The following is a 25,548-nucleotide window of genomic DNA, read 5'->3' on the forward strand; positions in this document are numbered from 1 at the left end:
ATTTGAGCCTTTCATTCAACATGGAGCGAAATATGAAACCACTACTTTTAGCCATCGCAATGGGCGCGGCTTTTAATGCCAATGCCGCCAACATCGATGTCAGCATTACAAACGCGACTGACGGCATTTATTTCACCCCCCTTATTGTTGCCGCTCACCACGACGACGCTAATCTGTTTCAAACTGGTACACCTGCCTCTGACGCCGTTGAAGCCATGGCCGAAGGTGGCGATATCAGCGGATTAGAAGATCTTGCGCTGAGCGCGGGCGCTGCCGTCAGCTCCAATCCTGCAGAAGGCATTCTTGCGCCGGGCGAAACCGCCTCGACGCATCTTTATACTCAGCACGGTGATGTGCTTTCAATTGCTGCTATGTTACTCCCCTCAAACGATGCATTCGTCGGCGTCGACAGCTGGAAAATCCCGCGTAAGAAAGGCACTTATGTCATCAACGCCAATGGCTATGATGCAGGCACGGAAGCGAATGATGAGCTGGCCGCCAATGTCCCTACCCCTCCTTTTATCACCTTTGGTTCGAATGGGACAGGCGTTGACAGTGAAGTAGCAAATGGAAATGTTCATATTCATCCCGGTAACCTTGGCGATACCAACGCCACGGGCGGTATCAGTGATTTTGATAGCACCAAACACCGTTGGTTGAACCCGGTTGCCATCATCACCGTCACGGTTTATTAAGGGAGGGCGTACTATGTTTCGCTTATCTCTCGTTGGGTTAACCGCGCTGGTACTGGCGGGTTGTCCTTTGCAAAAAGAGTACACGGTTACGGTAGAAAATCTGACTGACGCGCAACCAATGTCACCCGTTACCTTGGTCGCTCACCGTAAACATTTCGAACTTTTTGAAGTCGGGCAACCTGTTTCTGTCGCCCTAGAGAAGCTAGCAGAAAGCGGTGACAACAGCGATGTTATGAGGTTTACAAAGCGTCGTTCCGTTGAGGACACCGTATCGGGCAGCGCTCCACTTGCTCCCGGCGCTTCGGAAACATTCACTCTGCAACTGAACCACCAAAAAACGCGCTACCTATCTGTGGCATCAATGCTGGTTAACACCAACGATGCACTCGTCGCAGAGTCCGGTATCAACTTACGAAAACTCAAGCCAGGCCAGAGCATCACACTCACATTGCCTGTTTGGGATGCAGGCACTGAGGCCAACAGCGAATCGCAAGGTTCTGTTCCTGGGCCAGCAGCAAACGGCGAAGGCTTTAATGCAGATCGCGACGATGCGGATCGTATCCGTATACACCCCGGTGTGTTATCAAAAGATGATGGCCTTTCTTCATCAGCACTTAGCTACCGTCACCGTTTTCTTAATCCAGGCGCAAAAATCACCATCAAACGCGTTTGGTAATTAGCAAAGCGGTAAGCGCTAATAACGCGTTATTTAACATGTACGTTGCGCCTAGCATTCCCTCTGTTAGGCGCATTTTTTTCGTGAGTGATTTTTTGTGAAGACATAGTTTTTGTGAAGGCATAGTTTTTGTAGAGCCATATTTGGGGATTCGTTGCTTTTTTTTTGGGGGGGGCGATGTTTAGTTCGCGCATTGCTCTGATCGCCATTCAGATCCGTATTGTGTGATAAGCTGATAATCAGTCATTCATAGCAGGAGCGCGTGTGCTGACATACATTGAGTCGCAGGAATTAACCTTCCGACTGTTCGCCTTTTTTTCAATTTTTGCGGTAATGGGGCTGGCCGAATGGCTTTTTCCTAAGCGCCTGCTTACCGTGAGCAAAGCGAAGCGCTGGCTCAACAATATCTCGCTGATGATCCTAAACACTGTCGTACTTCGTGCCATCTTCCCATTGGCTGCGGCAGGTTTTGCACTATGGTGTACCAACAACAGTATTGGCCTATTTAATCTCATCAACGCCCCGTTATGGCTGTCGGTGTTAGTGTGTATCATCACTTTGGATGGCATCATCTGGCTGCAACACCGCCTGTTTCATCAAATCCCTTTACTGTGGCGTTTGCACGCCGTTCATCATGCAGACAAAGATCTGGATGTCACATCAGGGGCACGCTTTCACCCTCTCGAAATCTTGCTGTCGATGATCATTAAAATTGCCGCTATTGCCCTGCTTGGGGCACCGGTGGTTGCGGTGATTTTGTTTGAAGTGATACTAAGCGGCATGGCACTGTTTAATCACAGCAATGTCTCGATTCCACCAGCTATCGATCGCTGGCTGCGTGTGTTGGTGGTCACTCCTGATATGCACCGTGTTCATCACTCAATTCATCGTTATGAGAGTGATTCAAACTTCGGGTTTAATCTTGCTATTTGGGACAAGCTTTTTCACACCTATCGCGCCCAGCCAGACGAAGGCCATTACGGCATGACTATCGGCATTAAAGCGAAGCGAGAGGATAAGCATGTCGTCTGGTTGACTGGCTTGCTGGCACTGCCGTTTAGGTTGTTTAGCCCATCTCGCTCAGACAATTCAGACCAGAACGAAAAATCAAAGAAACGCCTTAGTTGAGGAAACTAGCACCATGACAAAAGTGATCGTCACATCACTCAACCCTGCCAAAATAGCAGCGGTAGAAACCGCTTTTCGCGCTGTTTTTCCCGATAACGATATGACATTTGAAGGTATTTCTGTATCCAGCGATGTTGCCGATCAGCCCATGACCAGCGAAGAAACACTTGCGGGGGCACGAAACCGTGTACACAACGCGAAGAAGGTAATTGATGGGAATTTCTACGTGGGTGTAGAAGCGGGGCTAGACAGCCCTTACACCTTTGCGTGGATGGTGATTGAATCATCGAATCGTGTCGGGGAATCGCGTTCTGCTTCTGTGCCCTTGCCACCGCAAGCACTAAAAGCGTTAGAGGCCGGAAAAGAACTCGGCGATGTCATGGATGAGATGTTTAACGAGGAAAACGTCAAACAAAAAGGCGGCGCGATTGGCATGCTAACCGGGCACTTATTAACAAGAAGTTCGGTTTATCATCAGGCATTGATCTTAGCGCTTATCCCATTTATGCATCCCGATTTGTTTCCGCCATTAGAAAAATAGTCTGTCGTAAAACCATAGTTAGCATCCGCATTCATAAAGCGCTTGCAAAAAATAGGACCTCTCGGTCCTATTTTTCTAATATTTCCCCTAACCAAGCCTTCTGGCTGTCATCGAGTTGCTTAAGCTCATTCGAGCCTCGGGTGATGGTCGCAATACCCACACCCAACGTCTGGCTGAGTTGACGTTGACTTACTTCGCCTTTCAACAACTCATTAACGATGTTCACTCTGGCGATCAACGACGTGCGTTCATCTTGCGTCAGCAGCATTTTAAGCAATTCTGCTTCGTGCCCTGAATCTATTGCTCTGTGAATCAAATCCAGCACATCTTGCCACTCAGAATACTCAGGCGTTTCTTGCATACTAGCCTCGTAGGAAGAAAAAACTCTGGCATAGTTTACGCACTGCCAGAGTTTCTCTCAATAATACAATTTCGATGAACGGCCAGAAGTACTGACCGTTTCATGCTACTAACCGTCACAGACTCTCCACCTAATAACGGCGGTTAAGTTCGCCTTCTTGCAGTAGCTCGAGAGGTTGGCCAAGCAGTTTGCTGTAATAGATATCGTACATGAGTACGTTTTGCACGTAGCCACGCGTTTCGTTAAATGGAATCGCTTCAATAAACGCAATGGCATCCAAGTTTCCGTCAGATTTTTTCAACCAACGTGACGCACGGTGAGGGCCAGCGTTGTAAGCCGCAAATGCCAAAATACGATTCTCATCAAATCGGTCCAACACCATTCTTAAATATCCGCTTCCGAGGCGAATGTTAATCCCCGGATCGCTCAAGGTATTCTTACCTAAATATCGATAGCCAAGCTTTTTCGAGGTTTCTTTGGCTGTGGCTGGCATAAGTTGCATCAACCCACGCGCACCAACAGGAGACACCGCATTGGTATAAAACGCACTTTCCTGACGCGAAAGCGCTAGCAAGGTAGTAAGCGGTAATTCACGCTCTTTGCTAAAAAACTCGAACCACCAGCGGTGAGCAACTGGGAATCGGTATTCTAGGTGACCCCATAATTTTCCCGCAATCGTGGCCTGCACAGAAAGGTGATACCAATTACTCTCAGACGCAAACGCCGCTAGCATGGCTTTTTGTTCTACGTCGGCTTGTTGTAACAAATACTGCCATTCGCGCTTGGCTGCTACCACCTTATCAAGCACCAATAACTCCGCCACACGATCAAGCGCGGGGTTAAAAGGCTTCAGTGCCTCGACGTTTAATGGCGTTGTTTGGTAAGGAATATCGATGGGTTGTTCCAAGTGCATAGCTGCGGCAACACTGTAAAAGTTGCGCTTACCCGTCATATCAGCAAATAGCTGATCAGCCAGTGTTTTATTGCCCTTTTCCAGCTCAACACGTGCACGCCAGTAACGCCATTTAAGCTTCTTCGCATCTTTTTCTGACAACACATTAAGCCAGCCTTCAACGCCCTTCCAATCGGCTTCCACAAGGCTGACTCGAATTCGACGCTCCAAAAGAGAGGCGTTGGCGGTTTGCTTTAGCCATTTGTCACGCCATTTCGCCAACACCTTATCGTCGGTCGACATTAGGCGACTCGACACATAATCCGCCATTTCTTGTCGCTCTCGCGCTTTATAGTGTTGGCCTTCCACGACTCGCGTAAATTGCGCCACAGCATCTTTAGATTTAATTCGCGCTAGCCGTTCAAAACTCAGGCGAGTGAGGCGTTGGTTAAACGGGGTAACCTTACTTTTTTTGGCAAAATCACCGACACCTTGAGGCTTGTTATAGAGCGCAATAATCTGCTGACCACTGGCCTTGGCGCTGCCCGTCAGTTGCTTATTCAAATATCGAATTAATGACGTATTTCGATTATCAAACGCCAATAACATACGCTCTAACACCAAGCTATTATTGAGTTTTCCCTGATCTTTCAGCTCATCAAAAAGCTTGTTACATGCATTGTCGACAGACGAGCCTGACAAATACAAAGACTTCGCGCCGGACATAGCGAGTGCCTTGTCGCCAGCTTGGCTATGAGCGTAGTAATACTGGCACTGATAACTTTCACCACGAGGTAGTGTGGTTTGAAATGCCAACAATTCAGTCCACTCCCCGCGAGCTGCCAACACATTTAAGTATCGCGCTCGCACCGTGTTCTTAAACGGCAAGGAGTCATAACGCCCAACGAATGCTTCAACCTCTGCTACCTCTGCATCGCTCAATCCGCGCATGAACTCTCGATAATCAAGGTAGGGGTAAAGGGGGTAACCTTTCAACTCTGACTTCAGTTGGGTGAATGTCGCCACGTTATTGCGTTCAACCGCAGCAATGGCCTTTTCATAGCGGGTACGCTGCTCATCCATACTCAGTGCTTGCACAGGAAGAGAAGTACAAAAAATCGTGATACTGCCCAAACGAATCAAACGAAGAATGCCGCTCACTGACGCTCTGTAGCTTTTTGTAATTATTGATTTTTCTGTTGATAGCATTCCGTATGCTTCTCCAAAACGCACTGGTTCATTTAGCTTATACCCAATCCAGTCAAAGATTCAGGTTTCACCAAGTTTAATTCAATCTGTGATCTATACCTTTCATGCTTCGGCCATATCACTCTCGAGGATGTCACTCTTACGAGTGTTTCGTTACACCACGAATGCGCGTTATATCCAAGTAACATCGCGATGCGAACATTCAGGACTCTTGGTTATATACCAAACTGGCAGCAGGAATGCCTCAAATTAACTGTTGCTGAATGCGTCATAGTGAAGCCAGTAACACATTGAGTCAGTTCACCGCCATTCCAATATTGGTATCAGAGTCGGTGAATTTCGCACTTTTCGCTTTCTTGCCCTTAATGAATTGGTTGTCTAATCGACGAATTGGTTCCCTTCACGTTTAAATTTCATATGACGGATAGGCTCCAGATTTATCTCGTTGATACCTGCAACTTGGGGTGGATTGGGATAGAATAAGCCTTTTATGTGACAAGAGAACGCGAGCAGAAATGGCTGAGTACGTTTATACCATGTCGCGCGTTGGCAAAATTGTGCCACCGAAGCGTCAGATCCTGAAAGACATCTCTCTGTGCTTTTTCCCTGGCGCCAAAATCGGCGTATTGGGTCTAAACGGCGCAGGTAAATCCACCCTTCTTCGCATCATGGCGGGTATCGATACCGATATCGAAGGTGAAGCACGTGCACAACCTGGCATCAAAGTGGGTTACCTTCCACAGGAACCTAAGCTTGATGAAGAAAAAACCGTTCGTGAAACCGTTGAAGAAGCGGTAGCGGATGTTGCGGGTGCACTTTCTCGTCTAGACGCAGTTTACGCGGCGTACGCAGAACCTGATGCAGACTTCGATGCCCTTGCAAAAGAGCAAGGCGAACTGGAAGCGCTGATCCAAGCTAAAGACGGCCACAATCTTGATAACGCCCTTGAGCGCGCTGCTGACGCACTGCGTTTGCCAGAGTGGGATGCGAAAATTAAGCATCTATCTGGTGGTGAGCGTCGTCGTGTTGCTATCTGTCGTCTACTGCTAGAAAAACCTGACATGCTGCTTCTTGACGAACCAACGAACCACTTGGATGCAGAATCTGTGGGTTGGTTGGAGCGTTTCTTGGTGGATTACAACGGTACCGTTGTGGCTATCACGCACGACCGTTACTTCTTGGACAACGCTGCAGGCTGGATCCTAGAACTTGACCGTGGTGAAGGTATTCCATGGGAAGGTAACTATACCTCATGGCTTGAGCAAAAAGATGCGCGTCTGCAACAAGAATCGTCGCAAGAAAGTGCGCGTCAAAAGACCATCGAGAAAGAGCTTGAGTGGGTTCGCCAGAATCCTAAAGGCCGTCAGTCTAAATCTAAAGCACGTATGGCGCGCTTTGAAGAGCTGAACAACAGCGAACACCAGCGCCGTAACGAAACCAATGAGCTGTTCATTCCGCCTGGTCTCCGTCTTGGTGACAAAGTTATCGAAATCAACAACCTGACCAAATCATTTGGTGATCGCGTGTTGATCGACGACTTATCATTCAGCGTGCCAAAAGGTGCAATCGTCGGCATCATCGGTGCGAACGGTGCGGGTAAATCTACTCTGTTCAAGATGTTGAGTGGCACTGAGCAACCCGACAGCGGCACCATCGAGTTGGGTGAAACCGTGCAACTGGCATCGGTTGAACAGTTCCGTGACAGCATGACGGATTCGAACACCGTATACCAAGAGATCTCTGAAGGTGCGGAAATTATCCGTATCCACAACTTTGAGCTTCCAGCACGTGCTTACTGCTCGCGCTTCAACTTCAAAGGCAGCGATCAGCAAAAACGTATCGGTGAATTGTCAGGTGGTGAGCGTAACCGTGTTCACTTGGCAAAACTGCTTAAATCAGGCGGCAACGTATTACTGCTGGATGAACCAACCAATGACTTGGACGTAGAAACCCTGCGTGCATTGGAAGAAGCACTACTGGAATTCCCAGGCTGTGCCATGGTTATCTCGCACGACCGTTGGTTCCTTGACCGTATCGCTACCCATATTCTTGATTACCGTGACGAAGGTAAAGTGAACTTCTTCGAAGGTAACTACAACGAATACAGCGAGTGGTTGAAGCAAACGTTGGGCGCACAAGCAGCCCAACCGCACCGCATGAAGTACAAGCGTGTCACCAAGTAATATTGGGCATACTGTACCCAAAGGGTCACTTCGGTGACCCTTTTTATTTTTATCGACATCTTATTGAGCCCCTTATCATCGAGACGAGTGACGCATCACGGAGACGAAACACAAGAGTAGAGATATTGCATCGTCTCTCCTACACTGGTGTAAAGTGTATTGGGAGTTTGTCGATGCCAGAACGTCGTATGTTTTCGCGAGTAGTCTACCTAACTGCCGCAACCATCACGCAAAACGAACAGAGCTGGAGTTCGAGCGTGCTTGATCTTTCACTCAAAGGGGCACTGCTCGCAACACCCGAGGATTGGACTGAAGGAAACCATGCAGACTATATCGTCACGTTTCAACTGCATGACTCTGACATTGAGATAACAATGGAAGCGCTGCTGGTCAGTGAGCGTGATGACTTTCTTCGTTTTCAAATCGATCATATTGATATCGATAGCGCCAGCCATTTAAAACGTCTGGTTGAACTCAACGTGGGTAATGACGATCTGCTGCACCGAGAATTAGGGCAACTAACAGACCTCAAAGATATTGTATAATCCAAGACGTTTAGAAAAAGACGTTTAGACACACATGCAAAATGCATAGATACATTAAGTAGTAGTAACCATGCCTCACAACATTCGAATCGCTGTTTCCCATGCAGATGGATCGCGCCACTTTGTGCTTTCCCCTTCACTCAAGAAAGTCATCGTGACGTTATTGATTACCCTAGTGGTAGGCATTATCGCCAGTATAGCGGCAATCTATTACCTTAATCATCGTTCTGAGACCGCCGAGCAGACACTTCAGAGTATGACCGAACAAAGCTCTGAACTGGTGGGGCAACTAGAAACGCTAAAACAAAAAAGACAGCAACTCGAGCAGCTCATCAACAACAAAGAAGAAGAGTATGCTCAGGTGATTGAGGAAAAAGACAGCGAGCTAAGTTACCTCACTCAACGTGTGTCCAGCGTAGAAGAAGTGTTAGGGCTAGAAAAAGACGACAGCAATATTCCACTTACGGAGCGTCTTGATGTCGCCGTGATCAACTCAGCCGTGCGTGCCACCATGCTGCAACTGATCCCAAGCGGCCAGCCAATTGAAAGTTATCGTCGCTCATCCGGCTACGGTTCTCGCACCCACCCAGTCACAGGCAATAAAAAATTCCACCTCGGACTAGATTTAACCGCCGACGTCGGAACACCGGTTTATGCGCCTGCCGATGGCGTTGTCGAATACAAGCGCCCGAGTCGAAAAAAAGGGTACGGTAATTTACTGAAGATTGACCATGCCTTTGGTTTTATGACGCTGTATGCCCACCTCGACAAGTTTAATGTCAACACTGGTCAGTTTGTCAAAAAAGGCGATTTGATTGGCTGGTCAGGGAATACAGGGCTATCTACCGGACCACACTTGCATTATGAAGTGCGATTTCTAAGCCGTGCGTTGAACCCGAAACGCTTTATTGCGTGGACACCTGACAACTTCGAGTCACTGTTCAAAGAAGAAGATAAAGTGAACTGGGCAATGCTCGTTGGCGTGATTGAAAGCATGGTCGCAACACAAGTTCAATTAGCGTCTGATGCCGTAGCTCAACCTGCTATCATCACGGCATCTGCCGACAGCGTGGTTGGACAAAGTACTTCTGAGGCTAACAGCGCGGAGTAACAGCTTGTTCAAATAGCGCTATCCATACAAACAAGAAAAGGCACTCAGGTGCCTTTTTTCTTTTTGTGCGATATGCCAAGCGCGATGCTTAGTTTTAAGCTAAATCTCTAATCAAATTCATCCAACACAGACAGCGCTTCCGATAGCTTGTTCACGCCATACACTTTCATGCCCGGAATGTCTTTTTTCGGCGCATTGGCAGTGGGAACAACCGCGCGGGTAAATCCATGCTTAGCAGCCTCCATTAAACGCTCCTGACCACTTGGTACTGGGCGGATTTCTCCCGCAAGACCCACTTCACCGAACACCACCAGATCACGTGGCAATGGGCGATCACGGAAGCTCGAAATCAAGGCAAGTAACAAAGCCAGATCGGCACTGGTTTCTGTTACCTTCACGCCGCCGACAACGTTGACAAACACATCTTGATCGGACATTTGCAGGCCACCGTGTTTGTGCAATACAGCAAGCAACAGAGCCAAACGGTTTTGCTCAAGGCCAACGGCAACACGACGAGGGTTCGATAGCTGGCTGTAGTCCACCAATGCTTGTATCTCTACCAGCAAAGGGCGCGTGCCTTCCCACAGCACCATGACTGAGCTTCCCGATGTCACTTCTTCGCCACGGCTCAAGAAGATCGCAGACGGGTTATTCACTTCACGAAGTCCCTGCCCTGTCATGGCAAAAACGCCAAGCTCGTTCACCGCACCAAAACGGTTTTTGTGGCTGCGTAGCGTTCTAAAACGGCTATCGTTCGAACCATCTAGCATTACTGAACAGTCAATACAGTGTTCGAGCACTTTTGGGCCTGCCAACGAACCGTCTTTGGTCACATGCCCCACCATGAAAATTGCCACATTGTGCTGTTTGGCATAACGCGTCAGCGCAGCGGCGGATTCGCGGACTTGAGCAACACTGCCAGGCGCAGACACCACATCCGCACAATGCATGACTTGAATCGAGTCAATCACCATGATTTTTGGCTGTTCTTTGTGCGCAATCTGGCAAATGGTTTCGACATTGGTCTCCGATAACATTTTTAGCTTATCTTTCGGCAAACCCAGACGCTCGGCACGCATCGCTACTTGCTGTAGCGATTCTTCACCTGTCACATATAACGTTGGCATTTGGCTTGCCAACCAGCACATGGTTTGCAGTAACAAAGTACTTTTTCCCGCACCAGGGCTGCCGCCAATCAAGATAGCTGCGCCGGGCACCACGCCCCCACCAAGTACGCGATCAAGTTCTTTAAAACCACTGCTAAAGCGCGGCACTTCTTGCAGATCTATCGATGATAGCGTCTGCACTTGTGCATCGGCTTTTCCGGCATAGCCCGCATATTTTTCGGTTCGTGCAACCTGAGGGGATGCCGCTAAACGTACTTCTGTAATGGTGTTCCAAGCACCACACGCTGAACATTGCCCCTGCCAGCGTGGATAGTCAGCGCCGCAATCATTACAGACATAGGCACGTTTTGCTTTCGACATGATTTCTCCTGAAATAACGTCTAAAAATGAGATAAATGCGAGACACGGCGCTTTTATGCATCTCTTCGCGATTATTCGGCGAAAAAAGGTAAACTATGCATCTTCACTGCCGTTAAAGAATCCACGATTCTACCAGACTTTACCATGATGCAGGACCACGATAAGGCGCTGTACGATCAACTCCTTCCACTGTACGAAACAGACGGATTCGATGATCTCCTTTTGAGGCTGACGCCAACCGAAACCAACTCCGAACGCTTACTGATCAAAATGGAAGTGCGTAAACTCATGTCTGCATGCAGCCGACCTGTCGACTTGCGCGGTAAAGTTATGGGTGAATGTCGACGCTACTTCCTCAATGGCATTAACCATTGGCTCGATGACGTTGCTATCAATGTTTATCATCGTCGTCTTGATGTTTACCAAGGCAATATGACACAAGGGCTTTGGGATGAACTCCACAACACAGCAAACAGCTATCGAGTTTTGCAGCGCCAAGGTGACGTGCGCGCAACCGAGTCACTCGATACGGTAGAAACCGTCCCCCTGCGCTTCGGGCAGTATTTGTCACGTAGTGAAAATCGCATTCAACTCTCGAGTCGAATTCAGGCCTTTCTCCCTGACGGAACGGAAGTTAACGGCTCCACCATCGATCTTTCCAATTCAGGGATGCAAGTAAAACTGCCAGCATCGTTTCGTTATGAAGCAGGCTCAACACTGATTATCTATTTCCCTCAGTTAGGCGATGAATGCCAATTACCTGAACTGTTTAGCGGATTGAATTACCGTGTTGTTGGTGTTGAACTCAACGTAAACAATGACAGTTTCCAACGCCTGCGCCTGCGTCTTGTCTCCAACACCGATTGCATTAAAATCGCGATCGAAGCCAAGAGTGCACAAAAGGACATATCTGCACGAGTCGAAAATGAAGATAAATTTTTATCGACGCGATCGCGAAGCTACGAGCAAGTTTTCCTTGAGCAAACACCATCGTTGCCGCTGTTTTTTTGTGGTAACAAACTACGTTATGGCCTAATCACAGAGCAAAACCGTGCTCTGTGGGATTATTGGCACGACGAACGCAACTTGCCGGTGATCGACAAGCTATTTTCAGAGCAACGCCTGCAACATCTTGCGTTAGATGGATTAACCAGCAGTGAAACACTCGTGTACTGCTTTAGCCACCAACACAGTGACAAGACCTTCTTTTTCTCTGCCTGCCCAACGGAACTGTCGACCGAATTACGTCGTTTATTTTGGCATATTGGCAGCGCGAGGGCCTCTTGGCGGGTTCTTCGCGTCACAATGGCAAAGATAAGTGAAGAAGATACTCAACGCTTACAGGAAGCTTCTCCGGCGTATATTGACCAAATTGAAGAACTGACGCACATTGCGACCATTCAAGACTTAACCTTACCGGTGGTTAACAGCGACTTTCGCATACCTATTAAGCCCAAACAGCCGTCTCGAACTCTGAATCAATTCGTACATCAACGCGATCCTATTTCTATGATTGATGCCATCCCTTCTGCACTGGCGCCTCAGCGAAAAGAACCTCGCTATCAGCACAAAACGGGGACGATTTTGATTCATCACATCAGCGGCGAGCTTCATGGAGAAACCATTGATTTCTCGCCACATGGTTTGAACCTTTTACTCAGCGAACCTTTTTCTGGCAGTAAATGTCAGGAAGTCGCGGTGACATTCACGGATCTAAAACGGGTTGACCCCAATGCGCCACTGGGCAACGTGCCATATAAAGTGGTTCAAATCAGTGAAGACAGAATGCAGGTGAAGCTATCACTTCTCAAAGACAGGCACAGCAAACACCGCAGCCATTATTTGCAAAGACTGATTGATCACAACCAGCATAAGCTATTGTTAGACAGTGAAAAAATGCCTGACGCACCATTACTAAGCGCGATGCATCAAATGTTGTTGACCCGCTTATCAGTGACGCCATACTTCCTGCTTCGCCGAGGCGAAACGTTGCAGACATCTGGTATTGGTACTAACTACCCAGGCAGTGAATTAAGTCGTATTCTGCATCAGAGCGCATCTGCTGGCATGATTTCACTCGCCCCTGTTCTGGGTGAACATTTATCAAAATATGCCAATGGCGTAACACGCCAGCGCAACCGTTTGGATCAGGTGAAACATGAGTTTTATGTTGCAGCAACCATCGCTAACGGTGCTGTCATTGATGTGACATCGCGATCACTCGAGAGTTTTCAATCGGTAGAAGAGCGGAAATTTTTCATTTCTCGGGCGAAAAAGCGCGGTAAGTTTTTTGCAGTGCGAAATTGGATGCACCCGATTGAGCATGGTAGCCAATGGCTAGGCACAGAAACCACTGAGCAGTTAATGAAGCTGTCTACCAAAAGAGCAGCACAGCTTGAGCATGAATTTGCTGATTTATGTGTTTACGGTGAGATGAGTGATATTACTGACGAAGTGCTAATGCGTCTGGAAATGGGGTAACCCTACCCCACTTCCAAAAGCCACAATGTTACCAGCGGTTGTTACCAACTCAGGCGCTGTGGCAATAAAGAGGCCGATAGCACACACATCACGCCACCAAGATCGGCATGGCGAATCGCCACTTGAGCCGCTTGCTGCACTTTTGGTTTGGCGTGATACGCAATACCCAAACCAGCTGCTGACATCATAGTAAGGTCATTCGCGCCATCGCCAATCGCTAGCGTATTAGACGGTGTGAATTCATAGCTTTCAGCAAGATCACGCAAAATATCGGCTTTTCGCTGCGCATCAACCACAGCGCCCGACAATTCGCCTGTCAGCTTGCCATTCTCAATCACCAGTTGGTTAGATTCCGCATACGCAAGTGACAAATCTTCTTTGAGTTTATCGGAAAACCAAGTAAATCCACCTGACGCAATGGCCACTTTCCAGCCTCGAGCTTGAAGCGATGCGGTTAAACGATGCATGCCTGGCATATAAGGGATGTTGTCACGCACTTGCTCTAAAATAGACACATCAGTGCCTTTCAATGTTGCTACACGCTGACGAAGGCTTTGTTCAAAATCGAGCTCTCCGCGCATTGCGCGTTCTGTCACTTCAGAGACTTGCGCTCCTACACCAGCTAGCTTGGCAATTTCATCAATACATTCAATTTGAATAGCCGTTGAATCCATATCAAATAAGGCCAAGCCCGGCTCGTAAAGATTAGGAATATTATCAAGCCCTGAACAATCTAACGACAAGGCATCGCAAAGCGCGACAATCTCTGGCGTAAGTTCACCGCGCATCAACAGAACTTCATAAGGGCCGACAGTCCAACCCGCTAAAGGTAAAACCTGTTCGCCGGTTAAAAAGGCAAGATCATCAAGATATGACGGGCTTAAGTGAAGGCCGAAGAGTAACCAGCCTGCTTGACGGCTGTCAGAAGGGCGAAAGCCACGTATAGAAGGAAAACGGTTAAGAAGCTTTGTGTGTTTTTTTATTGGATAAGCTGAAAGTGCATCCATTGCATCAATTCCTTTTCGAAAACTCGCTTTACTATATCAAAGAGTGCGAGTGATCACATTAACGACAGCCACGCGTTAAACCAAGCGCTGACTTGCATTTTTTGAGTGCGGGCAGCAAACTGAGAACGCGCTAATTTGATGCGAAGACTATGATACCTTCGCCATAGCTTGGAAAGCTTATGCTACAAATAAACAAAAAACGCTTAAAAAAACTGTGGCAGTTCATCATTCTTGTGGCGTGTTTTGCCACTGTCATGATGCTCTTTATGTACAGTAATCAATTGAACAACCGTAACTATAAGATGTTATATGATCAGACAGAATCACTTTCTCGTGTGATCTTACGTCAAGCTGCAGCAACAGCGCATGATGCCATCACCAACGATGATATAGATGCGCTGCAAAGCATCGTGGCGAATCTTCAACACGAAGATCTGATTTTGGATGCTGCCGTGTATGACATGAGAGGTAACCTCGTTGTCAGCTCCATTGGCGCGATGCCACTTGAGCAATTAACAGGGTTAAATACGCCTTTATCCGTGGCAAGCATTGGCAGGCTGCAACTTGTAGAGCCTGTAGCAGAAGATGGCAACATGGTCGGGTTCGTGCGTATTACGTTGGAACACGGCAATGTGATTAAGGCTGCGTCTAACCGTTTGGAGCAAAGTATCAATTTGGTACGCGCTATGATTTTGGTCGCGATTGTGACGGGAGCGCTTCTGATTTTCACCTTTGCGAACAGGAAAGATTTGTTGCGGTCGACGTTTTTGCTAAAGAGTAATGATTGAGCAAGAACGGTTCCTAGAATCTCACCCCCAAGCCCCTACTCCTCACGTAAACGCAAAAAGGATGGCCTGAGCCATCCTTTGTCGTTTCTGTTACTCGGCAAAATTTACGCTTCGTCAGCGTCGCCAAGCAGCACAGATTCAAGTGCGATTTCGATCATCTCGTTGAACGTGTTTTGACGCTCTTCAGACGTTGTTTGCTCACCAGTCTTGATGTGGTCAGATACGGTACAGATAGTCAGTGCTTTCGCACCAAATTCTGCTGCAACACCGTAAATGCCTGCCGCTTCCATTTCTACACCTAGGATGCCGTACTTCGCCATAGTGTCGAAGAATTCTGGCTCTGGTGAGTAGAAAAGATCGGCAGAGAAAATGTTACCTACGCGTACGTTGATGCCTTTTGCTTTCGCTGCATCTACCGCGTTACGGGTCATTTCGAAGTCAGCAATCGCTGCAAAGTCATGGCCGTTGAAACGAGTACGGTTGATTTTCGCATCGGTAGATGCGCCAACACCGATAACTACATCACGCAATTTCACGTCTTCACGCACCGCGCCACAGCTACCTACGCGAATGATTTTCTTCACGCCAAAATCTTTGATCAACTCAGTCGCGTAGATTGAGCATGATGGGATACCCATACCGTGGCCCATCACAGAGATCTTACGACCTTTGTAAGTACCAGTGTAACCAAACATGTTGCGAACATCACAAACTTGCTTAACGTCTTGCAGGAAAGTTTCTGCAATGTATTTAGCACGTAGCGGGTCACCCGGCATCAGAACTACGTCTGCAAAATCACCCATTTCAGCATTGATATGTGGAGTTGCCATTTGTTTTTTCCTTTTGATCAAAATTCGGATTCAACCAGTCGAACATCTCGTTGCGATGCGGTACTTCATCGTCATCGCAACGGCGTTCCACGGGGTATTACAGGAATGATTTACCGTATTCCATGTCGGAAGTACCGAAGTATTCCGCCAGAGTCTGGCCAATATCAGCAAAGGTTTCACGGCGTCCTAATGAGCCTGCTGGAACCTTTTTGCCATATACCAACACAGGAATATACTCACGTGTGTGATCTGAACCAGGCCAGGTTGGATCGCAACCATGATCAGCCGTCAGGATCAGCACATCGTTCTCATCCAACATGTCGATGATTTCAGGTAAACGGCCATCGAAGTATTCCAGCGCAGCTGCATAGCCCGCGACGTTACGGCGATGACCGTAATGTGAGTCAAAATCGACAAAGTTGGTGAACACAAGGCTGCTATCACCTGCGGTTTGAATGGCGTCTTTCGTCGCATCAAACAAGGCTTCTAAGCCCGTGGCTTTCACTTTCTGGGTGATACCCACGTGCGCGTAGATATCGGCGATTTTACCAATGGAGATAACCTCGCCCGATTTTTCTTCTACCAGCTTTTGCAGCACAGTCGCCGCTGGCGGCTCCACTGACAAATCACGACGGTTGCCCGTACGTGCAAACTGACCTTTGCCTTCACCCACAAACGGACGCGCGATAACGCGGCCAATGTTGTAATCTTCCAGCTCTTCACGCGCAATTTGGCAAAGCTCTAACAGACGATCTAAACCGAAGGTTTCTTCGTGACATGCGATTTGGAACACCGAGTCTGCTGAGGTATAGAAGATAGGCAAACCTGTCTTCATATGCTCTTCGCCTAGTCTGTCCAGAATCTCTGTGCCTGATGCATGGCAGTTACCCAAGTAATCAGGGATGCCTGCACGCGCAAGAATGCGATCGGTGAGTTCTTTCGGGAAGCTGTTTTCTTTGTCGGTGAAATATCCCCAATCAAACAAAACAGGTACGCCAGCAATTTCCCAGTGACCAGACGGCGTGTCTTTGCCCGACGATAACTCTTGAGCATGACCATAAGCGCCGATGATTTCTGCGTTTGCGTCTAAGCCTTCTGGGAAGTAGCCCGAGGCTTCTTCACAGGCTTTGCCTAGACCCAGCTTGTTTAGGTTCGGTAACGTCAACAGACCATGACGATCTTCATTATTCGCTTCCCCTGCAGCACACGCTTTCGCGATTGAACCGAGAGTGTTGGCGCCCACATCACCAAATGTATGGGCGTCTGCTGAAGCTCCGATCCCGAAAGAATCGAGAACCAAAATTATCGCACGTTTCATGATCGCCTCCTTTAGACGTCTTCTGGGCCAATCTGACGGTAAACATCCGGTGTTGCTTGTGGCGCTAGTTCTGAAACAACCATGGCTGACTGAAGCGCTGTTGCCGCTTGTTGCCATTGCTCTTCATTATTAGCGTGCACAACCGCCAGTGGCGTGGTGCTATCAGCGCGCATTCCGAGTCGAATGACGTCACTAAAGCCCACTGAATAATCAATTGTATCGCTCGCAACACGGCGTCCGCCACCTAAACCCACAACAGCCATACCGATCGCTCGCGTATCCATCGCAGACACAAAGCCTGAGGCGTTCGCAAACACGGGTTTTATCACGCCAGCAGTCGCGAGATATTTGCTGTGATTCTCAACGAAATCGAGTGGGCCACCGAGGCCTGCCACCATTTTGCCGAAACACTCTGCCGCTTTGCCGTTATCCAGCACGGCTTGCAGTTTGTTCATCGCGTGATCTTTGTCTTTCGCCAAACCACTGATCATCAGCATTTCAGCACACAAAGCCATGGTAACGGTATATAAGCGAGGGTTACGATATTCGCCAGTTAAAAACTGTACCGCTTCTTTCACTTCAAGCGCATTACCTGCGCTAGAGGCCAAGACTTGGTTCATGTCGGTCAGCAATGAACTTGTGCGTGTTCCCGCACCATTTGCTACCGCCACGATTGATTTCGCGAGCTCTTCGGATTTTTCGTAAGTCGGCATGAAAGCGCCAGAGCCTACTTTGACATCCATTACTAGCGACTCTAAACCCGCCGCTAATTTCTTCGACAAAATTGACGCTGTGATCAGCGAAATATTGTCGACGGTTGCTGTCACATCGCGAGTCGCATAAACACGTTTATCGGCAGGAGCCAGATCGCCCGTTTGGCCGATGATCGCAACACCTGCATCTCGCGTTACCTGACCAAATACGTCATTGGTCGGGGTAATGTTATAACCAGGAATAGACTCAAGTTTGTCTAGCGTACCGCCTGTGTGACCCAAGCCACGGCCTGAGATCATCGGTACATAGCCACCACATGCTGCCACCATTGGGCCAAGCATTAACGAAGTGACATCGCCCACACCGCCAGTACTGTGTTTATCGACGATTGGGCCATCAAAATTCATGTGTGACCAATCGATCACCATGCCGGAATCGCGCATGGCACATGTCAGTGCAACACGCTCATCCATGGTCATATCATTGAAGTACACCGCCATCGCAAACGCTGCGATTTGTCCTTCGGACACCGTATCTTTGGCAATGCCTTGGATGAAAAAGTTAATTTCTTCAGTCGTTAGCGCAATATTGTCACGCTTCTTTCTGATTATCTCTTGGGGAAGGTACATGGTCGACCTCACGATCTCAGTGATCAACAACATCAGGGGAGCGTATTCACTCCCCTACCAAAAGGCTTAGTAACCGCCTTCCGCCGCTTTTTCACCTTCACCCAAGGTATTAAGAAGGTTTGCAAGCAAGCTAGATGCACCGAAACGGTAATGCGCGCTGTCTGCCCAGTCACCACCTAAGATACGATCTGCCATTGCCAAGTAGTCAGCCGCATCTTCTGCTGTACGAACGCCGCCAGCTGGCTTGAAGCCCACTTTCTGCGCTACACCCATGTCTTTGATCACGGTCAGCATGATTTCAGCAGATTCAGGCGTCGCGTTAACTGGCACTTTACCCGTTGAGGTTTTGATAAAATCTGCGCCCGCTTCGATTGAGATTTCAGAAGCGCGCTTAATCAGTGCTGCCTCTTTCAACTCACCGGTTTCGATAATCACTTTCAAGGTGATGTCGCCACACGCTTCTTTCACTTGTTTAACCAGTTCAAAACCGGTTTTCTCGTCGCCAGCGATCAGCGTGCGGTATGGGAAAACCACGTCAACTTCATCTGTTCCATAAGCAATTGCCGCTTTAGTTTCAGCCACGGCAATCTCGATATCATCGTTGCCGTGTGGGAAGTTAGTGACGGTAGCAATTTTGATCTCTGGCGTGCCTTGTTCGCGAAGTTGTTTTTTCGCGACAGGAATGAAACGCGGGTAGATGCAGATAGCAGCAGTATTACCAACAGGGGTTTTCGCACTCTCACACAGCGCAATCACCTTCGCATCAGTGTCGTCGTCGTTAAGGGTGGTCAAATCCATCAATTTTAGGGCACGTAGGGCTGCTGCTTGTAGATCGCTCATGACTTTCTCCAGTCTAAATATTCAAAACCAAGTAACAAACTGAACGGCCATATTTGGCACGTCACAATCTGATGAGCGGACTTGGCTCCTTGAAGTTTGGCAATACCATCGCCAATCAACATTCCTTGTTGCCGCACACCCTCTATCATCAATATCGAGGGTGCAAACCCAACCGCAACGTGTGCTATGCATCATCGGCGTTTGGGCATTAAGATTTCATCGTTCCGCTGTCGTGATGAAACAGAAGTGAAAATATATGAAATGTACCTTCTGAATCTTTGACAGTGCTCACCAATTTTACCAATGTTCTGCGAGCACGACTAGGTGTTACCTGTTTCTGTTGAAAAACACTTTGTTGCCCTTGGTGTCCAAACCACCAATGCAACCACTCCCATCAAGAGAGACTGCGCAATATAGCCAACAGAACGTCGCAGCAAGGGTAATAAACCAACTATATCCGCTTGCACAGCTTTGCCCTGTCTTATTGATGGGGAATGTATGTTTCGATACTCAGTTAAACGTCCCTATCAAAACCACAAATAACAGGCACAAAAAAGCCGCCTATCGAAGGCGGCTTTTACAGTCAGCAATTTGCTGTGATTACATCATTGACAGAGTCAGGAAGAAACCAGCAATCGTTGCACTCATCAGGTTAGAAAGCGTACCAGCGGCAACTGCTTTCATACCGAAGCGAGCGATATCATGACGACGCGTCGGTGCGATGCTACCTAGGCCACCCAGTAGGATTGCTACTGAAGACAGGTTAGCGAAGCCACACAATGCGAACGAGATGATTGCAACGGTCTTATCAGACAAGTCTGGAATCATTGGCGTGAAGTTCAAGTACGCAACGAACTCGTTCACAACAATCTTCTGACCGATCAAAGAACCTGCAAGGTCAGCTTCAGCCCAAGGAACACCGATTAGGAATGCAAGCGGAGCAAAGACTTTACCCAACAGGAATTCAAGCGTTAGGTCTTCAATACCGAACCAACCACCGATGCCACCCAGCATACCGTTAACTAGCGCGATAAGACCGATGAAAGCAAGAAGCATTGCGCCGATGTTTAGCGCAAGTTGCATACCTGATGATGCGCCGCCAGCAGCTGCATCGATAAGGTTTGCAGGCTTATCTTCTTCTTCGTCTGAATCTTTACCGAACTGGTCAATAGGCTGATCAGTTTCTGGCTTGATGATTTTAGCGAACAGAAGACCACCTGGTGCTGCCATGAACGACGCTGCAATTAGGTAAGAAAGAGGAACACCCATCGCTGCGTAACCTGCTAGTACACCACCTGCTACAGATGCCATACCACCACACATTACTGCGAACAGTTCTGACTGGGTCATTTTAGGAACGTAAGGACGAACAACCAATGGTGCTTCAGTTTGGCCAACGAAGATGTTTGCAGTCGCAGACATTGACTCAGCGTGAGAGGTACCAAGTACTTTGCGAAGAGCGCCACCCAGAATGCGGATAACCAACTGCATCACGCCTAGGTAGTAAAGTACGCTGATCAACGCAGAGAAGAAAACAACGGTTGGCAGAACTTGGAAAGCAAAGATAAAACCGATGCCATCGACAGAAAAGTTAACTAGGCTACCGAATAGGAAACCGATGCCATCTTTACCATAGTTGATAACATTTTGTACGGCATTCGCCATACCATTCAGTAGGGTTTGGCCCCACGGAACGAAAAGGATAAAACCACCCAGGATAAACTGGATAGCAAACGCACCACCAACGGTGCGAAGGTTGATTGCTTTGCGGTTGTCAGACAGAAGTACGGCGATTAACAGCAGTACAACCATCCCTACAATGCTCATAATCAGGCTCATAATATGGGTTCCTAAGAAAGTCTTGGCGTCTCGACAAATTGGGAGTGTTATTCCGGCGGCGATTATACTCACGGGACGCGCTGCAAAGGAATGCATGAGTCACGGTTTAAGTGAAAAATTCACTGCAATTCACACAAAAGAGTGATGTAGATCTATTTTTGTGACCTATGCACGACGCAAACGATTGGGCAAACGATGGCTATATCGTCCTAAACACGAAACAAGCTTCAGCATTTTGTGATGTTGCTTGAATAATTTCTTCAACATCGACACCTTTTATTTGAGACAACGCCTTCGCAATTAGGGGTAATCGCTCTGGTAAATTAGGCTCCCCTTGAAACCCGAAAATCGGCATATCCGGCGCATCGGTCTCCAACACCATGGATGAAAGTGGCAATGCTTTGACCGCATTTCTGGTTTTATTTGCCCGTTCATAAGTGATCGTTCCCCCTATTCCAAGCAAAAAACCACGTCGAATGTAGTTAAGCCCTATTTGCTCACTGCCACTAAAAGCGTGCAAAATTCCGTTTATCTTAGGAAACTCGTTAAGAATTTGTAGCAATTCATTGTGCGCTTTTCGGCAATGTAAAATGACTGGTAACTGGTATTTTTCGGCCAATTTAAGCTGCGCACGAAGAAACATTTTTTGCTTTTCAGGCTCTGGATTATCAATGGCAAAATCTAACCCACACTCCCCCACAGCGATACACCCTTCAGACGCTTGAGAGAGCGCCTCATCAAGCGCTTTAAGATCGTCTTCATGATGGGAGCCAAGCCAAACAGGATGAAGCCCTAAGGCGTAGGAAATACTGCGGTACGAATTGGCAAGATCAGCAACGCGCTTCCAGTTGCTAACTGCAACGGCAGGAACAATAAGATGATGGACTCCCGCTTTATAACTGCGAGCTACCCACTCGTTAGCGTCAGCATCAAAAGGCGGGAAATCGAAATGGCAATGGGTATCAATCATACTAAATCCTTATTGCTCCATTTGTAGCATACGAAAAAGCCGTCGAGTCCGACGGCTTTTCTGAAGCAAAACATTTCTTTGCGAGGGATTAGTGCTCGCGAGTCGCTCTGAATTTCACATCGGGGTGACGTTCTTGCGTCAGGTTCAAGTTAACCATTGTTGGCGCGATGTAGCTAAGGTTATCGCCACCATCAAGCGCTAGGTTTGACTGGTTCTTACGCTGGAAATCTTCCAACTTCTTCGCATCAGAACATTCTACCCAACGAGCGGTTGCAACGTTAATAGGCTCATAAATAGCTTCTACGTTGTACTCAGATTTCAAACGAGCCACAACTACGTCAAACTGAAGAACACCTACCGCACCCACAATTAGGTCATTGGAGATCAACGGGCGGAATACCTGTACCGCCCCTTCTTCTGATAATTGAACCAAACCTTTCAGAAGCTGCTTTTGCTTCAGCGGATCACGCAAACGAATACGGCGGAACAATTCCGGGGCAAAGTTAGGAATACCCGAGAACTTCAAATCTTCACTTTGTGTGAATGTATCACCGATCTGAATGGTGCCATGGTTGTGCAAGCCAATAATGTCACCAGCATACGCTTCAGCAGCGCGTGAACGGTCACCCGCCATAAAGGTAACAGCATCAGAGATGGATACCATTTTGCCGGTACGAACATGCTTCATCTTCATGCCTTGGCTGTATTTGCCAGACACGATACGCATAAATGCGATACGGTCACGGTGCTTAGGGTCCATATTCGCTTGGATCTTAAACACGAAGCCGCTGAATTTCTCTTCGCTTGATTCAACAGCACGTTCATGTGCTTGGCGAGCCAGCGGCTTTGGTGCCCACTCCGTCAGGCCATCTAGCATATGGTCAACACCAAAGTTACCCAATGCCGTGCCAAAGAACACAGGTGTTAGTTCACCACGAAGGAACAACTCTTGGTCAAACTCATGAGATGCACCAATCACGAGCTCTAGTTCGTCACGAAGCTGCGCGACAAGATCTTCACCAATCGCCACATCAAGCTCTGGGTTATCTAACCCTTTAATGATGCGTTCTTCTTGAATAGTGTGGCCTTGACCCGTTTGATACAAAATCGTTTCGTCGCGATGGATGTGATAAACACCCTTAAACTCTTTGCCGCAACCAATTGGCCAAGATACTGGGGCGCACGCAATCTTCAGTTCGGTTTCAACTTCATCAAGCACTTCCATTGGATCACGAATATCGCGGTCCAATTTGTTCATGAAGGTCACAATCGGCGTGTCACGAAGACGGGTAACTTCCATGAGCTTACGTGTACGGTCTTCAACACCTTTAGCGGCATCAATAACCATCAAGCAGGAATCAACCGCCGTCAATGTACGATAAGTATCTTCCGAGAAGTCTTCGTGTCCCGGTGTATCCAGCAGGTTTACTAAACAATCATTATAAGGAAACTGCATCACAGAAGTGGTCACAGAGATACCACGTTCTTTTTCCATTTCCATCCAGTCAGATTTCGCATGCTGGTTAGAGCCACGACCTTTTACCGTACCGGCTTTTTGGAGTGCGTTTCCGAACAACAACACTTTTTCAGTGATGGTGGTTTTACCAGCATCTGGGTGCGAAATGATCGCAAACGTACGTCGTTTGCCAACTTCTAGATGGAATGGTGAATTTGTCATGCTTAGGTTTTTCCGGGTTAGACAATCAACGAATAAAGAGGAAGACTTTCGCCGTATTGTACATCAATTCAAATCGGCGGGTATTTTGTACGATCTAGATACCATTCTCAACGGTTGGCTAAAGAAACCCCTCGCTTTCGCTGCTTTTAAATAATCAAGTGCCATGAGATGCGCATTGAACTAAAAGCACTGTCCAAGAATGACAACACAACTCTAACAACATCAATTTTTTGACACTAATCGCATTTAAATTGAAATCCTCTATATTTCAACCACCTGAATGTGGTCAAAAATTAACCAGACTTTAACTTAAATTTACAAATTGAGTCATTTTTTTGGCATTTTTGAGCAACAACAGACCCCCTATCCATTGCTTTGCATAGTAATATAGATGAAACTTATGTTTCGCTTTAGATACACGCATTTATTTAACTTGCTGCAGGAATAATATTCATGGATTCGATTATCACCAAGCAGGCTGCAAAAGTAGTTTCAGTAAACGGTAACGCTCACGTCAAAATTAACGGTAAAGAAGTTCCCGTTACCGAGTTAGCAGAGCTGCAATCCGGTACTGAACTCCTCCTCCCCCCTGGCTCAGGAGCGCTTCTTGAATTGGAGGATGGATCTTTTATTCCTGTAGGTAATGTTGGATCTGACAGCGCATCAACCGCTGAATTCGCTGTCGATGATGAAATTGCAGCACTTCAAGAATTGCTCCTCAACGAAGACTTCGACCCGACGCAAGAATTGGAAGCAACAGCTGCGGGTAATTCACCGACAAACACTGGTTCACAAACATCGGCGTTAGAAAGCCGTATCGGCAAAGAAACCCTCGCACAAGCTGGGTATGATACTGAGGCAACAGCACGTAGCTCTTCAAATGCAAGAGATATAAACGAGGCATCTAGTTCGGCAGCTAACGATTTACCTACCCTTACCGTGTCTGACGGCGGCGAAGTGAATGAAGGTGATAATGTCACCTTTAACGTCGAGTTGGGTAACCCTGTAAACAGTGATATTACATACACGTTGATTCTTAACAATAGTGCAACTGACAACAGTGACTTTGCCCTCAACCCAGACGGCAGCCTAACCGTCGAAGTCAACGGGGAGAGTGTCGTCTTTACACTGATTGACGGCAAATTAACAGGTACAGTAGAACTCCTCGGTAATGTCACTTCCTTCAACGTTATAATCCCAACCTTTAATGATAGCGGCAGCCCGGTATTTGAAGGCGATGAATCGTTTAACCTCGATATCTCTGCCAGCCTTGGCAGCCAAACTCTGGCAGATTCAGGCAGTGCAACTATTTCAGATGATGGACTAGTCACTGACGAGCCAGGAGAAGACCCAACGTCTGGCGGTGATGACGACCGCCCTGAAGTGGCCAGCGTGTCTGACACCACGGTCAGTGAAGGCGATGACGCCACCTTTACCGTCACCCTGACCAACGCGAGCACCACYAACACCACAGTGAGCCTGACYCTGGCTGGTGACAGTGCCGACAAGAACGTCGACTTCACGGGCACCACCGTGACCGTAAACGGCACCGAGATCCCTGTTGCCGCTGACGGCAGTTTCACCGTCTCCGTTGCTGCGGGCGACACCGCATTCAATGTGGTGGTC

20 protein-coding genes and 1 pseudogene are annotated in these 25,548 nt (G+C 47.8%); 10 read left to right on the top strand and 11 right to left on the bottom strand.

Features of this window, described 5'->3' with window-relative positions; all coding sequences use genetic code 11:
• The first annotated feature begins 32 nt into the window (after positions 1–32).
• The 4 genes from L4D06_RS24280 to yjjX all read left to right on the top strand — a co-directional run bounded on the left by L4D06_RS24280 (position 33) and on the right by yjjX (position 3,040).
• On the top strand, positions 33–695 hold the full coding sequence (locus L4D06_RS24280) for a spondin domain-containing protein (RefSeq protein ID WP_274163676.1): 663 nt from the start codon (positions 33–35) through the stop codon (positions 693–695).
• A 13-nt stretch (positions 696–708) separates the two neighbouring features.
• The gene (locus L4D06_RS24285; RefSeq protein WP_429742020.1) at positions 709–1,371 is read left to right on the top strand and encodes a spondin domain-containing protein; all 663 of its coding nucleotides are present in this window, start codon (positions 709–711) and stop codon (positions 1,369–1,371) included.
• Between the two features lie 276 nt (positions 1,372–1,647).
• Positions 1,648–2,499, top strand: coding sequence for a sterol desaturase family protein (locus L4D06_RS24290; protein ID WP_429742035.1), 852 nt, complete (start codon positions 1,648–1,650; stop codon positions 2,497–2,499).
• A 13-nt stretch (positions 2,500–2,512) separates the two neighbouring features.
• Positions 2,513–3,040 carry an inosine/xanthosine triphosphatase gene (gene yjjX / locus L4D06_RS24295; RefSeq protein ID WP_274163679.1) on the top strand — a complete coding sequence of 176 codons (528 nt, stop codon included), beginning with the start codon at positions 2,513–2,515 and terminating at the stop codon, positions 3,038–3,040.
• Positions 3,041–3,107: 67 nt separating this feature from the next.
• Here yjjX and trpR read toward each other — a convergent pair whose 3' ends face one another.
• Complete coding sequence (trpR, locus tag L4D06_RS24300; RefSeq protein ID WP_274163680.1) at positions 3,108–3,401, bottom strand: trp operon repressor; 294 nt, start codon at positions 3,399–3,401, stop codon at positions 3,108–3,110.
• Positions 3,402–3,531: 130 nt separating this feature from the next.
• On the bottom strand, positions 3,532–5,502 hold the full coding sequence (sltY, locus tag L4D06_RS24305) for a murein transglycosylase (protein ID WP_429742022.1): 1,971 nt from the start codon (positions 5,500–5,502) through the stop codon (positions 3,532–3,534).
• A gap of 515 nt (positions 5,503–6,017) precedes the next feature.
• Between sltY and ettA the strand changes: the two genes are divergently transcribed.
• From ettA to L4D06_RS24320, 3 genes are all read left to right on the top strand, one after another.
• Positions 6,018–7,685 (top strand): energy-dependent translational throttle protein EttA, encoded by a 1,668-nt coding sequence (gene ettA, locus L4D06_RS24310; protein ID WP_274163682.1) that lies wholly within the window; start codon positions 6,018–6,020, stop codon positions 7,683–7,685.
• A 173-nt stretch (positions 7,686–7,858) separates the two neighbouring features.
• The gene (locus L4D06_RS24315; RefSeq protein ID WP_274163683.1) at positions 7,859–8,230 is read left to right on the top strand and encodes a PilZ domain-containing protein; all 372 of its coding nucleotides are present in this window, start codon (positions 7,859–7,861) and stop codon (positions 8,228–8,230) included.
• Between the two features lie 70 nt (positions 8,231–8,300).
• Positions 8,301–9,341: a peptidoglycan DD-metalloendopeptidase family protein gene (locus tag L4D06_RS24320; RefSeq protein ID WP_429742025.1), complete on the top strand. Its 1,041-nt coding sequence runs from the start codon at positions 8,301–8,303 to the stop codon at positions 9,339–9,341.
• A 107-nt stretch (positions 9,342–9,448) separates the two neighbouring features.
• Here L4D06_RS24320 and radA read toward each other — a convergent pair whose 3' ends face one another.
• Positions 9,449–10,828, bottom strand: a complete 1,380-nt coding sequence (gene radA / locus L4D06_RS24325) for a DNA repair protein RadA (RefSeq protein WP_274163685.1) — start codon at positions 10,826–10,828, stop codon at positions 9,449–9,451.
• Between the two features lie 144 nt (positions 10,829–10,972).
• Between radA and L4D06_RS24330 the strand changes: the two genes are divergently transcribed.
• Positions 10,973–13,309, top strand: a complete 2,337-nt coding sequence (locus L4D06_RS24330; RefSeq protein ID WP_429742027.1) for a PilZ domain-containing protein — start codon at positions 10,973–10,975, stop codon at positions 13,307–13,309.
• Between the two features lie 41 nt (positions 13,310–13,350).
• On the opposite strand, the gene serB is transcribed toward L4D06_RS24330, so the two are convergent.
• A complete protein-coding gene (gene serB, locus L4D06_RS24335) occupies positions 13,351–14,316 on the bottom strand; it encodes a phosphoserine phosphatase (protein ID WP_274163687.1) in 966 nt (321 codons plus the stop codon).
• Positions 14,317–14,495: 179 nt separating this feature from the next.
• On the opposite strand from serB, the gene L4D06_RS24340 reads away from it, so the two are divergent.
• Complete coding sequence (locus tag L4D06_RS24340) at positions 14,496–15,104, top strand: YtjB family periplasmic protein (protein ID WP_274163688.1); 609 nt, start codon at positions 14,496–14,498, stop codon at positions 15,102–15,104.
• 104 nt (positions 15,105–15,208) lie between these two features.
• Here the strand turns inward: L4D06_RS24340 and deoD are convergent, their stop codons facing one another.
• From deoD to prfC, 7 genes are all read right to left on the bottom strand, one after another.
• Positions 15,209–15,934 carry a purine-nucleoside phosphorylase gene (gene deoD, locus L4D06_RS24345; RefSeq protein ID WP_028023798.1) on the bottom strand — a complete coding sequence of 242 codons (726 nt, stop codon included), beginning with the start codon at positions 15,932–15,934 and terminating at the stop codon, positions 15,209–15,211.
• Positions 15,935–16,031: 97 nt separating this feature from the next.
• Positions 16,032–17,252 carry a phosphopentomutase gene (locus tag L4D06_RS24350; protein ID WP_274163689.1) on the bottom strand — a complete coding sequence of 407 codons (1,221 nt, stop codon included), beginning with the start codon at positions 17,250–17,252 and terminating at the stop codon, positions 16,032–16,034.
• 11 nt (positions 17,253–17,263) lie between these two features.
• Positions 17,264–18,595 carry a thymidine phosphorylase gene (deoA, locus tag L4D06_RS24355; protein ID WP_429742030.1) on the bottom strand — a complete coding sequence of 444 codons (1,332 nt, stop codon included), beginning with the start codon at positions 18,593–18,595 and terminating at the stop codon, positions 17,264–17,266.
• A gap of 66 nt (positions 18,596–18,661) precedes the next feature.
• The gene (gene deoC, locus L4D06_RS24360; protein ID WP_274163691.1) at positions 18,662–19,435 is read right to left on the bottom strand and encodes a deoxyribose-phosphate aldolase; all 774 of its coding nucleotides are present in this window, start codon (positions 19,433–19,435) and stop codon (positions 18,662–18,664) included.
• Positions 19,436–20,035: 600 nt separating this feature from the next.
• The gene (locus tag L4D06_RS24365; protein ID WP_274163692.1) at positions 20,036–21,274 is read right to left on the bottom strand and encodes a NupC/NupG family nucleoside CNT transporter; all 1,239 of its coding nucleotides are present in this window, start codon (positions 21,272–21,274) and stop codon (positions 20,036–20,038) included.
• Positions 21,275–21,473: 199 nt separating this feature from the next.
• Positions 21,474–22,244, bottom strand: a complete 771-nt coding sequence (locus tag L4D06_RS24370; protein ID WP_429742032.1) for a TatD family hydrolase — start codon at positions 22,242–22,244, stop codon at positions 21,474–21,476.
• A gap of 88 nt (positions 22,245–22,332) precedes the next feature.
• Entirely contained in the window at positions 22,333–23,922 is a 1,590-nt protein-coding gene (gene prfC, locus L4D06_RS24375; protein ID WP_274163694.1) for a peptide chain release factor 3, read from the bottom strand.
• Positions 23,923–24,375: 453 nt separating this feature from the next.
• On the opposite strand from prfC, the pseudogene L4D06_RS24380 reads away from it, so the two are divergent.
• Positions 24,376–25,548 (top strand): annotated as a pseudogene (locus tag L4D06_RS24380) (hypothetical protein); the annotation flags it as partial.

It is taken from the genome of Enterovibrio makurazakiensis (genome assembly GCF_050336585.1).
Lineage (GTDB): Bacteria > Pseudomonadota > Gammaproteobacteria > Enterobacterales > Vibrionaceae > Enterovibrio > Enterovibrio gelatinilyticus.

What these genes read in the sequence shown, in the direction of transcription:
- L4D06_RS24280 (WP_274163676.1), top strand. Translation starts at nt 33, where the DNA reads ATGAAACCACTACTTTTAGCCATCGCAATGGGCGCGGCTTTTAATGCC.
- L4D06_RS24285 (WP_429742020.1), top strand. Translation starts at nt 709, where the DNA reads ATGTTTCGCTTATCTCTCGTTGGGTTAACCGCGCTGGTACTGGCGGGT.
- yjjX (WP_274163679.1), top strand. Translation starts at nt 2,513, where the DNA reads ATGACAAAAGTGATCGTCACATCACTCAACCCTGCCAAAATAGCAGCG.
- trpR (WP_274163680.1), bottom strand. Translation starts at nt 3,401, where the DNA reads ATGCAAGAAACGCCTGAGTATTCTGAGTGGCAAGATGTGCTGGATTTG.
- sltY (WP_429742022.1), bottom strand. Translation starts at nt 5,502, where the DNA reads ATGCTATCAACAGAAAAATCAATAATTACAAAAAGCTACAGAGCGTCA.
- ettA (WP_274163682.1), top strand. Translation starts at nt 6,018, where the DNA reads ATGGCTGAGTACGTTTATACCATGTCGCGCGTTGGCAAAATTGTGCCA.
- L4D06_RS24315 (WP_274163683.1), top strand. Translation starts at nt 7,859, where the DNA reads ATGCCAGAACGTCGTATGTTTTCGCGAGTAGTCTACCTAACTGCCGCA.
- L4D06_RS24320 (WP_429742025.1), top strand. Translation starts at nt 8,301, where the DNA reads ATGCCTCACAACATTCGAATCGCTGTTTCCCATGCAGATGGATCGCGC.
- radA (WP_274163685.1), bottom strand. Translation starts at nt 10,828, where the DNA reads ATGTCGAAAGCAAAACGTGCCTATGTCTGTAATGATTGCGGCGCTGAC.
- L4D06_RS24330 (WP_429742027.1), top strand. Translation starts at nt 10,973, where the DNA reads ATGATGCAGGACCACGATAAGGCGCTGTACGATCAACTCCTTCCACTG.
- serB (WP_274163687.1), bottom strand. Translation starts at nt 14,316, where the DNA reads ATGGATGCACTTTCAGCTTATCCAATAAAAAAACACACAAAGCTTCTT.
- L4D06_RS24340 (WP_274163688.1), top strand. Translation starts at nt 14,496, where the DNA reads ATGCTACAAATAAACAAAAAACGCTTAAAAAAACTGTGGCAGTTCATC.
- deoD (WP_028023798.1), bottom strand. Translation starts at nt 15,934, where the DNA reads ATGGCAACTCCACATATCAATGCTGAAATGGGTGATTTTGCAGACGTA.
- L4D06_RS24350 (WP_274163689.1), bottom strand. Translation starts at nt 17,252, where the DNA reads ATGAAACGTGCGATAATTTTGGTTCTCGATTCTTTCGGGATCGGAGCT.
- deoA (WP_429742030.1), bottom strand. Translation starts at nt 18,595, where the DNA reads ATGTACCTTCCCCAAGAGATAATCAGAAAGAAGCGTGACAATATTGCG.
- deoC (WP_274163691.1), bottom strand. Translation starts at nt 19,435, where the DNA reads ATGAGCGATCTACAAGCAGCAGCCCTACGTGCCCTAAAATTGATGGAT.
- L4D06_RS24365 (WP_274163692.1), bottom strand. Translation starts at nt 21,274, where the DNA reads ATGAGCCTGATTATGAGCATTGTAGGGATGGTTGTACTGCTGTTAATC.
- L4D06_RS24370 (WP_429742032.1), bottom strand. Translation starts at nt 22,244, where the DNA reads ATGATTGATACCCATTGCCATTTCGATTTCCCGCCTTTTGATGCTGAC.
- prfC (WP_274163694.1), bottom strand. Translation starts at nt 23,922, where the DNA reads ATGACAAATTCACCATTCCATCTAGAAGTTGGCAAACGACGTACGTTT.